The 5,339-nt window shown below is 55.2% G+C and carries 4 protein-coding genes; all 4 read left to right on the plus strand.

Annotated features, from left to right (window positions below):
• Positions 1-135 precede the first annotated feature (135 nt).
• On the plus strand, positions 136-792 hold the full coding sequence (locus ABYV26_RS19960; protein WP_372683119.1) for a lactate utilization protein: 657 nt from the start codon (positions 136-138) through the stop codon (positions 790-792).
• Between the two features lie 81 nt (positions 793-873).
• Positions 874-1,593 carry a protein-L-isoaspartate(D-aspartate) O-methyltransferase gene (locus ABYV26_RS19965; protein ID WP_372683120.1) on the plus strand — a complete coding sequence of 240 codons (720 nt, stop codon included), beginning with the start codon at positions 874-876 and terminating at the stop codon, positions 1,591-1,593.
• Between the two features lie 28 nt (positions 1,594-1,621).
• Positions 1,622-3,637 carry a PAS domain S-box protein gene (locus tag ABYV26_RS19970; RefSeq protein WP_372683121.1) on the plus strand — a complete coding sequence of 672 codons (2,016 nt, stop codon included), beginning with the start codon at positions 1,622-1,624 and terminating at the stop codon, positions 3,635-3,637.
• An 81-nt stretch (positions 3,638-3,718) separates the two neighbouring features.
• A partial coding sequence (locus ABYV26_RS19975) for a PAS domain S-box protein (RefSeq protein WP_372683122.1) occupies positions 3,719-5,339 on the plus strand: 1,621 nt, incomplete at its 3' end.

Genomic DNA, 5,339 nt, shown 5'->3' on the forward strand with positions numbered 1-5,339 from the left:
AAATTCATCGTGGGCGAGAATGGGCCCTCAACAGCTCGTCGGAGGCCACGATGAATTTTCGCGGGTTGCGCGTACCGGGCTTGCCGATTGCTCGGTGTTAACTGTCAACCATTATGTCTGAACCCAGAACCCACCATGCCCAACCCCATCGCTACCTATTGGCAGCAACACCTGGAAAAATGCAAGAAAGCCTTGGAAAAAAATGGCTTCGAGGTGTTTGTGGCCGCCGACACCCAATCCGCCGGCGCCATTTTTTTAAATCAAATTCTCCCCGGAATCGAGGTAAAAACAGCGGCCTGGGGAGATTCCATGACATTTCTGGCCACCGGTGTGCTGGATGTGATCAATGCCGATACCGACATCCAGACCATCGACCCCTTTGACGCGCAAGCGTCACCGGAAGAACGACTGGCGCGCCGCCGGCAGGCCCTGCTGACCGATCTGTTTTTCACGGGAACCAATGCCGTCACGGAATCCGGTCAGCTGGTCAACCTGGACATGGTGGGCAACCGGGTGACCGGCATCACCTTCGGTCCCAGGCACGTGGTCTTGTTCATCGGCCGCAATAAATTGACTCCATCGCTGGACGACGCCATGCAACGTGTCAGGCGATACGCCGCACCGGCCAATGCCATCCGGCATCCGGGCCTGAAGATACCCTGCGTGAAAACTGCCGCTTGTGCAGACTGCAGCAGCCCGGACCGGATCTGCAACACCTGGTGCATCACGGAGAAGTCCTTTCCTAAGGGACGCATCAAAATCATCCTGATCAACCAGGACCTGGGATTGTGAAAATGGAAAACTTTTTTATCGACCCGATCCCGACATGAGCCTTTTGCGGCCATTGATCGAACCCAGGAGGAGACAGATTCCATGATACGCACAAGAATTCCCGCGATGCTCCTGACGGCAGCCCTAAGCCTGTGCATGGGCCCCACAGGATCATCGGCTGATGATTTCGCTGACCAGCGCCAAAAAATGGTGGTTTTTCAAATTGCCGATCGCGGCATTTCCGACGCTTCCGTATTGAAGGCAATGGCATCCGTACCCCGACATCTATTCGTAGCGCCGGAACTGCGCGATATGGCCTACCGCGATTCCCCACTGCCCATCGGCCTCGGCCAGACCATTTCACAGCCGTATATCGTGGCCCTGATGTCGCAACTGTTGGCTGTGCAACCCGGCCAACGGGTCTTGGAAATCGGCACCGGCTCCGGTTATCAGGCCGCGGTGCTTGCCGAAATGGGCGTTCACGTTTTCACCATCGAGATTGTTCCCGAATTGGGGCGCCAGGCCATCGAGGTCCTGAATGCGTTGGACTACCCAAACATCCGGGTGAAAATCGGCGACGGCTACAAGGGATGGCCGGAGCATGCCCCTTTTGACGCCATTATCGTCACCTGCGCGCCGACGCGCATCCCAAAACCGCTGACGGCGCAGCTCGCCGAAGGGGGACGCATGGTGATCCCTTCGGGAGAAAAATACGATCAACAGTTGCTGCTGTTGACCAAGCAGACGGGAAAAATCAAGCAGGAGAAAATCGTGGATGTCCGTTTTGTACCCATGGTGGACCGACAGGGAAAGACCTATTGATGCTTGCACGGCAGCACAGGGGATTAACATGAGGGACAAACCGACCTATGAAGCGCTTGAGCGAAGAGTAAGAGAGTTGGAGATATCCAATTTCGAACTCAAGCGGGCGGTTGAACCGCTGCGGGAAAGCGAGGCACTTTTCAGGAACCTGTTCGAACGACACGCCGCGGTTCAGTTGTTCATCGATCCCCACAACGGCAACATGATAGACGCCAATGGTGCAGCAGAAGAATTCTATGGATGGACGCGTGAACAACTTCAACAAATGCGGATTCAGGAGATCAACATCCTTCCGCCTGAAGAAGTAACCTTGGAGATGGAAAAGGCCAGGACCAAGCAACGGATCTATTTTGAATTCCAGCACCGGCTGGCGGATGGATCCATCCGGGATGTGGAGGTGTTCAGCAGCAAAATCCAGGTAAAAGGAAAAGATCTCCTTCACTCCATCATTCATGATATCACTGCGCGCAAGCAGGCGGAAAGGACGCTCAGGGAGAGCGAGCAGAGTTTTAGTCAGCTCTTCGAATCGGCGCCGGTCCCGATGGCCTATGCCTCAGATGTCGACGGATACAAAAAGACGACCTGGAATAAGGCCTGGTACCATACTTTCGGCTATGCCCGAGAACAAGCGGAAGGCAAGAGTGGAAACGATATCGGACTGTGGGTCAATCCTTCAGATCGAAGCCGGTTTATTGAGACGGCCAATCGGCAGAATTACGTTACCGATTTCGAGGCCCCCCTGCGGCGTCGCGATGGAGCTGTCCGTGAATGCTCGATATTCGGCCGTTTCATCGACAAGACCGGCCACCGGCTTCTGATGGCGGTCTATCTTGATATTACCAACCGCAGGCGGGTCGATCGAGAACGGGAGAAACTCCAGGCGCAATTGAGCCAGGCCCAGAAGATGGAGTCGGTCGGCCGCCTGGCCGGCGGGGTGGCCCATGACTTCAACAATATGCTGGGGGCGATCCTTGGCTATACGGAATTGGGTATGCTGGGGGTCAGTCCGACGGATCCGACCTATGGGACCTTGACAGATATCCAAAAGGCAGCTCAGCAGTCTGCCAACCTGACCCGGCAGCTGCTGGCCTTTGCCCGCAAGCAGACCGTGGCGCCCCAGTTGCTCGACCTGAACGTGACCGTGGAAGGCATGCTCAAGATGCTGCGACGGCTCATCGGCGAAGACATCGACCTGGAATGGCTGCCGGGAAAGGATCTGGATCCGGTCAGGATGGACCCCTCCCAGATTGAACAGCTGCTGGCCAATCTGTGCGTCAACGCCCGGGATGCCATCCACGACACGGGCAAGATCACCGTCGAGACGGGAGCCGCCACCGTAGACGAAAAAGACTGTATTGCGCATGTGGGAATGGTTCCCGGTGAGTATGTGCTGCTGGCCGTGAAGGACAATGGCTGCGGCATGGACGCCGAGACGCGCACACACCTGTTCGAACCGTTCTTCACCACCAAGGAAGTGGGAAAAGGCACCGGCCTGGGGCTGGCCACCGTCTATGGTATGGTCAAGCAGAACAACGGTTTCATCGAGGTGCACAGCGAGCCGGGCCGGGGAACGACCGTCGACATTTACCTCCCCCGTAACACGGCCGAGACTGGCCGGGCGACCAAGACGGATGCGGCACAGCCGACTGCACGCGGTCACGAAACCATCCTTCTGGTCGAAGACGAGCCCATGCTCCTGGATATCACCACAAAGATGCTCGAACGCCAGGGATACACGGTGCGGGACGCCGCCACGCCGGGTGAGGCGATCCGTCTGGCGCGCGAACATGCCGGCGAAATCCACCTGGTCATGACCGACGTGGTCATGCCCGAGATGAACGGCAGGGACCTGGCCAAAAACCTGTTGTCGCTTTACCCGGACCTCAAGCGCCTGTTCATGTCCGGCTACACGGCCGACGTCATCGCCCATCATGGCGTTCTTGACGAAGGCGTTCAGTTTATCCAAAAACCCTTTTCAGTTCAGACGCTGGCTGTCAAGGTTCGAGAGGTGTTGGACGAGCCGATAGGAGCGACGCGTGAATAATCATCCCCATCCGTACCATCCGTGGTCAGCTGTTGATGATGAACCTGACATGTTAATCAATTGAGATAGATCCGCATGCTCATGAGTTTAAAAACCAGCACTGCAAGAACAAAGAAGAACCGATGGTTGGTCGCTGTTGTCGGACTCCTCTTGTTGACGATCACCGCTTTGGTGGCCTTCAGTTTCTACGTGGTTGAGAAAAACCGGATTAACATTTCTCCCTTGAAGACCTCGTTGCTTCGCATGGAAACCGAAATTGCAAAAATTCACCGTTGGACCCAAAAATCCGATAGGCCTGGCTTGAATGCCGGCATCGAATTTATCTGGTTTCAGCTGGATCTGGCCGTCGCCGATTTTCGTGCGATGCTTGAAAGTAATCAGGACAACCTGAAAGTAGATATTCCCGAGGAAATGGCTGATGCGTTAAATACACATCTGAAAGCCCTCGATTCAGATATTTCCAATTACAAGAAGACGGTGACCCGGCTCCTCGATGCAGGTGAAAAACCGAGCCCAATGTCTCCCCCTAGAGTTGATTTTGATCACGCCTACAAAGCCATTCTGACAAGGGTGGAGGAAATGGAAGCGCCAGTCGACTTATTTCTTCAAGAAAACATGCTGTTTTTCAGGAAGTTAATGGTCGGAGGTGGAATTACATGCCTGCTGCTGGTCGTCATGGTCACAACGACATTCAGACGTTTCCTGAGACAAAAAGCAGACGCTTACGGCGCACTCGAGGCAGCGAATGAAAGGTTGGGGCATGAGTTGGCGGAGCGCCATTTGGCCGAAGAATCGCTGCAGCAGAGTGAAGCACTTTTCCGAACCGTATTTGAGACCAGCCCCGATGCCATCATCATCACCCGGATTGAAGACAGCGTCATCATCGATGTCAACCTTGGGTTTACGGCCTATACCGGGTATGACAAGAATGCGGTAATCGGACGGTCAGTGCTCGACGTTGAGCTTTGGCAGAATATCGAGCAGCGCAAAGCACTTCTGGACGAAGTTGCCTCAAAGGGTTTCGCAGAAAACTGGGAGGCCGTCTTCTGGACCAAGCATGTCGGCTTTATCACCTGCCTGCTGTCGACCAAGCAGGTCGAGATCAACGGTGAACCGCATCTGCTTACCGTGGCGCGGAACATCAGCGATCGTAAAGCGTATGAGATGAGGATCCAGGCGGCCAATCAATTCCTGATGATTGGAAACCGCTACTCGGAGATGCAGCCGCTCTTGAGGGCGTTCCTTGAGGAGATAAAAAGAATCAGTGGCTGCGCTGCCGCAGCGGTGCGTATACTGGATGAGGATGGCGGGATACCTTATGCCGCGTACGACGGTTTTGACGGGGATTTCTGCAGTGTCGAAGCGCCGCTATCCATCACGTCAGACAAGGGGATGTGCAACCGCGTAATCAACAACCAGAGAGCGCCACACGAATCGTTATTCACAGCATATGGTTCTTATTACGTAAACGACACCTCAGCGTTTATCACCTCGGCCTCGGCAGATCAGAAGCGTCTGATGCGCAACACCTGCAATCGCTTCGGCTACGAAACTATCGCCCTGATCCCCATCCGGTCCGGCGACCGCACCTTGGGTTTGATTCACGTCGCAGACCGGGAAGCCAACCGGCTCAGCGACATTAAGATCGAGATGCTGGAAGCCGCCGCACTGCAGCTCGGCACTGCCATCGAGCGCGTTCAGG

Source organism: Desulfosarcina sp. (assembly GCF_041551955.1).
Lineage (GTDB): Bacteria > Desulfobacterota > Desulfobacteria > Desulfobacterales > Desulfosarcinaceae > Desulfosarcina.

Coding starts and splice junctions, on each gene's coding strand:
- ABYV26_RS19965 (WP_372683120.1), top strand. CDS start 874: ATGATACGCACAAGAATTCCCGCGATGCTCCTGACGGCAGCCCTAAGC.
- ABYV26_RS19970 (WP_372683121.1), top strand. CDS start 1,622: ATGAGGGACAAACCGACCTATGAAGCGCTTGAGCGAAGAGTAAGAGAG.
- ABYV26_RS19960 (WP_372683119.1), top strand. CDS start 136: ATGCCCAACCCCATCGCTACCTATTGGCAGCAACACCTGGAAAAATGC.